We start from the raw sequence: 4,798 nt of genomic DNA on the forward strand, positions 1-4,798 counted from the left end.
AAAATGTATATCGTTGGCAGAAGAAATTATTTAGACCAATTATCAAAAGCTTCATTGATGACTTTATTCTCGATAAAAATCATCTGCTACCACAGAGAATCTTTAAATAATAGTGCGTAAGTCCTATCTCTATAAAAATAAACCACTTAAAAATCATGACATCACAGAAAATTACTAAATACTATTACCATGAATATGTAATATGCTTAGTCTTTGTACTTAGTATTTCAGCACTGATTGCTCTCTTTTTTATAGACTTCACCCCAACAAATCAAGTCAAAATCACAGCCTTCATTGTTGCAACGTTGATTTATTTGGCTGTTTTGATCTACTTTTATGTTCTGCATAGATACGGACAATGGATCATTCCACGTACATGGACAAATGTACAAAAAAAGCCAAAATTCTATTTTTTACTCCTCTTCCCTATTTTTGTAATTCTGTTTCTTTACTTAAATCTAGTTGTCTATCCTCCTCTGCTTCATACCCTAGTTTTGGGTACACCTACTGTGGTGACATTGGAAGCAAGCGCTGTTAAAAAACATGGTAAAAAAGGAAGTGTCTACTATTCTATTGAAACACCGTATGACTCTACTGGTATGTTTCGAATCAATGTAGATGAATATGAACACTACAAAAATCAAAATCTATTCATAAAATTATCGGTCATTGAGGGGCGCTTTGGCACCTACATCCAAGATATTCAATCTATCCACGGTGAAACAAGAGCGAATAAATAGCACCCAAGGCTTGATTTATCCTTCTAGAAACCTTACTTCTACAAATAACACAGGAAATAAATCGGCAGACCGACATGACATTAGAAAAGGCAACTTTGCCTGTTCCACAATTTGACCAAATTACCCTTGCAGATTTAAAACAAAAAATTGAGCATGCCATTCAGCAGGGACAAAACTTTTTAAATAACCTGACTGCAGTACCTGAAAATACGACGGCGCAATTAAATGTTTTAGAACAGATTGATCAGCTCGAAAACAACATGAGCGAAGCATGGGGCGTGCTGTCACATTTAAATGCGGTCATGAATAATCCTGAAACCCGCGAAGTGTATCAAGCACTGTTACCCAGTTTAAGCGACTACTACACTCAATTGGGTCAACACACGGTGTTGTATCAAAGCTATCAACATATTCATGATGCCAACACCTTTAAAGATTTGCCTGCTGCACAACAAAGCGCAATTCAATTGGCTTTGCGCGACTTTAAACTGTCAGGTGTGGCCTTAGAAGGTGAAGCTAAAAAACGCTATGCTGAAATTTCAGCGCGTTTATCGCAACTGTCATCAGACTTTTCCAATCATGTGTTGGATGCCACCCAAGCCTATTACAAAGTATTGTCCGAAGATCAGCTCAAAGGTTTACCGCCAAGCAGCGTTGAATTGCTGAAACAATATGGTCAGCAACGCGAATTGGAACAAGCTGTGGCAACACTGGATATTCCTGCCTATTTAGCCATTATGACCTATGCCGATGATCGTGCTTTGCGTGAAACCTTGTATCAGGCTTACACTACCCGCGCATCCGATCAATCAGACCAGTCTGAATTTGACAACACCCCGATCATGGAAGAAATCTTGCGTTTACGTCAAGAAATGGCGCAACTGCTCGGTTTTAACAACTATGCAGAATTATCCCTTGCCAGCAAAATGGCACCAAGTGTCGAAGCAGTCGATCAATTCCTGCGTGAACTGGCAGAACATGCCCGAGTACCTGCAGAGCAAGAAATTGCCGAACTCAAAGCCATTGCCGCCCAAGATGGGATTGATACCTTACAACCGTGGGATACAGGCTACTATTCTGAAAAATTAAAATTACAGCAATTTAACCTTTCACAAGAAATGTTAAAACCATATTTCCCTGCACCGAAAGTGGTTGAAGGTCTATTTAGCATCGTCAAGCGTTTATACGATGTCGATATTATTGAGCGCGCTGCCCCTGTTTGGCATCCTGATGCACGTTATTTTGAACTTGAAGATCAAGGTCAAGTGATTGGTGGTTTTTACTTTGATCTATATGCCCGTACAGGCAAACGCGGCGGCGCATGGATGAGTGGTTTCCGTTCACGCATGCAATTGGCACAAGGTTTACAAAAACCAATTTGCTATATGGTGTGTAACTTTACCCCACCTGTTGCAGACCAACCCGCGCTTTTAACGCATGATGAAGTCATCACCCTATTCCATGAATTTGGACATGGCTTACATCACATGCTAACTGAAGTAGATAATATTGCTGTGGCAGGTACACATGGTGTCGCTTGGGATGCGGTGGAATTACCAAGCCAATTCATGGAATTTTGGACTTGGGATCAAGATAGTTTAGATATGCTGAGTGCGCATATTGAAACCCAAGACACCCTGCCAGAACACCTGCTTAAAGCACTGTTAGATGCACGTTTCTTCCAGTCGGGAATGCAGAGCCTGCGCCAAATTGAATTTGCCCTGTTCGATTTAAGTATTCATCGCAGCAACCCTGCTTTAAATGCGGAACAGATTCAAGCCATGCTAGATGATATTCGTCAAAACTATGCCGTTGCGCCAACTACAGCTTACAACCGCTTCCAGCACAGCTTCAGCCATATTTTCGCAGGCGGCTATGCTGCAGGATATTATTCATACAAATGGGCAGAGGTTTTGGCCAGCGATGCCTTTGATCGCTTTGAAAATGAAGGGCTATTTAACACCGAAACTGGCAAGCAGTTTAGACAGTTTATTCTAGCAGTTGGCGGAAAAGATTCAGCGCTTGACGCATTTATCAATTTCCGCGGACGCGAGCCAAAAATAGACGCACTATTACGTCATCAAGGTTGGACGAACATAGTCAAAAACGCTTAAACTAAGAACTTTAGATGAAGTTAGGGGAGTCGTGATGACCATTAAACGTCGTTTCATTGCAGGCGCAAAATGTCCAAAATGTCAGGCGATGGATCGGGTTGTCATGCTCACCGCTGGCGAAGCTGAATGGATCGAATGTATCGAGTGTGATTATACGGAAAACCGTCCGACACATATTGATGAACCTGAAATCCCAGAGGTTTCAGATGAAATTGGGGTGATCCAGTTTAAGCCGCGTCAGTCAAAGTAAAACAATAAGGTTCAACAACGCATGACTGAAGATCAACGACATAACCCTAAGCTCTTATGGGCCATTACGGGCGGGTTAATTATTGTCATTATTGCCGTATTTATCTTTCAATGGATGGGCGATAGCAACAATACTGCGCCTATAGAAACTGCCCCAACTACGGCGTCTGTAGCGAAAGCTGTACCTGCTGAAGCAACGCCATTGCAAGAAGATGAAGCAGCACCAAAACAGTTGGTCACAGAAGATTTACTCAAAGCACCTATATCTGAGAATGCAGCGCTTGCCAAAGAAGAAGTGGCTAAATTAGATGACATTCAAAATCAGCTGAATGATCAACGTGCCTTATTAAAACAGCAACATAGCGATGCCGATGAGCTGATTAAACTGAAAGAAGAACAAATCAAAATACTGGAAGCCCAACTGGCACAGTAAGCCTCCTCTGCTTCACATCAGTCATTTTAAAATACGATAAAGGGTCAGTGTTGTAGCCAATTTAAGCTAGAATAGCCTGAGGTTATTCTGGCTTTATTTGTATGACATCTTCTGGTTCTGCTCAACAAAATTTGCTCAAAGCAATTATGCTGCTAACCTGTTCTGCCTTTCTGTTTTCGCTCATGGGGGTGTGCGTTCGTTACGCCTCAGAAACGGTTGATAATGCCACGGTGGTATTTTTCCGTAATTTTATTGGTTTGTTTATTTTTATCCCTCTCATTTTCAATAAAGGCTTGGGCTTTTTTAAAACCGAAAAATTATGGATGCACACTTGGCGTTCGGTGGTCGGATTAACCGCCATGTATGGCTTTTTCTACGCAATTGCCAATCTGAAACTATCCAATGCAATGGTCTTCACCTATTCATCGCCTATTTTTATTCCCCTAATTGCATGGCTATTCCTTAAAGAAAAAATCACCAAACCAATGTTATGGGCTGCGTTCATTGGTTTATTTGGCGTGTTATTTGTCGCCAAACCCGATGCGGGTATGTTTAATAGTATGTCCGCGATTGGACTCAGTGCCAGTTTTTTAGCAGCGATGGCTTTTGTCACAGTACGCGCCCTGACTCAAACAGAACCGCCTGAACGCATTGTGTTTTATTTTTGCATGATTGGTACACTCATTTCTGTTGTACCGATGTTTTGGTCATGGCGCCCCTACAACTTAAAAGAGTTGAGTTTTTTAATTGGCGCAGGATTACTGGCCAATATCAGTCAGATCTTTATGTCCAATGCCTACCGCCTTGCCCCTGCAGGGCAAATTGGCCCTGTAAATTACATTGCGATTATTTTTGCAGGGATTTGGGGCTTTAGCTTTTGGCATGAAACGCCAGACTTATTTAGTTTGATTGGCTTTGCCCTCATTTTGCTTGCCATTATTTTATGCAGTCCACTGTTACAAAAACACCTGAATCATCACTCCCCGCATTCATAATGCTGTTTTTGTATTCCCTACACATCAGCCTCTTGACATCCTCCCCGACCTAAAGGACGGAGATTCCTACTGCTAGACGCTCATGCCCGAGCGCAAGAATATTCAGTGCGGAATTTACATCCCGATCATGGAGCGTACCACACTCCACACACTGCCATTCTCTTATTCCAAGTCCTGCTCTACCTTCCGGACTACTGGAGCGTGAGCCACAGCACGAACAAATTTGGGTGGTATAGGCTTCATTGACTTCTTCATAACATACCCCTG

General features: G+C 42.0%; 6 protein-coding genes and 1 pseudogene. 6 read left to right on the forward strand and 1 reads right to left on the reverse strand.

Features of this window, described 5'->3' with window-relative positions; translation table 11 throughout:
- From ACEO2X_RS13230 to ACEO2X_RS13255, 6 genes and pseudogenes are all read left to right on the forward strand, one after another.
- Positions 1-110, forward strand: a pseudogene (locus tag ACEO2X_RS13230) (IS701 family transposase); the annotation flags it as partial.
- Positions 111-155: 45 nt separating this feature from the next.
- Positions 156-740, forward strand: a complete 585-nt coding sequence (locus ACEO2X_RS13235) for a hypothetical protein (protein ID WP_111885424.1) — start codon at positions 156-158, stop codon at positions 738-740.
- Positions 741-814: 74 nt separating this feature from the next.
- Positions 815-2,854 (forward strand): M3 family metallopeptidase, encoded by a 2,040-nt coding sequence (locus tag ACEO2X_RS13240; protein ID WP_371972134.1) that lies wholly within the window; start codon positions 815-817, stop codon positions 2,852-2,854.
- A gap of 40 nt (positions 2,855-2,894) precedes the next feature.
- A complete protein-coding gene (locus ACEO2X_RS13245) occupies positions 2,895-3,104 on the forward strand; it encodes a YheV family putative zinc ribbon protein (RefSeq protein ID WP_171062592.1) in 210 nt (69 codons plus the stop codon).
- A 21-nt stretch (positions 3,105-3,125) separates the two neighbouring features.
- Positions 3,126-3,536, forward strand: a complete 411-nt coding sequence (locus ACEO2X_RS13250) for a hypothetical protein (protein WP_253106454.1) — start codon at positions 3,126-3,128, stop codon at positions 3,534-3,536.
- A 101-nt stretch (positions 3,537-3,637) separates the two neighbouring features.
- Entirely contained in the window at positions 3,638-4,531 is an 894-nt protein-coding gene (locus tag ACEO2X_RS13255) for a DMT family transporter (protein WP_004974770.1), read from the forward strand.
- A gap of 49 nt (positions 4,532-4,580) precedes the next feature.
- Here ACEO2X_RS13255 and ACEO2X_RS13260 read toward each other — a convergent pair.
- Positions 4,581-4,798 (reverse strand): zinc ribbon domain-containing protein (locus ACEO2X_RS13260; RefSeq protein WP_179991410.1); only part of this gene is annotated, 218 nt, incomplete at its 5' end.

The sequence above is a fragment of the Acinetobacter sp. AL9 genome (assembly GCF_041464035.1).
GTDB classification, from domain to species: Bacteria; Pseudomonadota; Gammaproteobacteria; order Pseudomonadales; family Moraxellaceae; genus Acinetobacter; species Acinetobacter towneri.

Excerpts from the sequence above, each read along its gene's own strand:
- ACEO2X_RS13240 (WP_371972134.1), top strand. The coding sequence starts at position 815 with ATGACATTAGAAAAGGCAACTTTGCCTGTTCCACAATTTGACCAAATT.
- ACEO2X_RS13255 (WP_004974770.1), top strand. The coding sequence starts at position 3,638 with ATGACATCTTCTGGTTCTGCTCAACAAAATTTGCTCAAAGCAATTATG.
- ACEO2X_RS13250 (WP_253106454.1), top strand. The coding sequence starts at position 3,126 with ATGACTGAAGATCAACGACATAACCCTAAGCTCTTATGGGCCATTACG.
- ACEO2X_RS13235 (WP_111885424.1), top strand. The coding sequence starts at position 156 with ATGACATCACAGAAAATTACTAAATACTATTACCATGAATATGTAATA.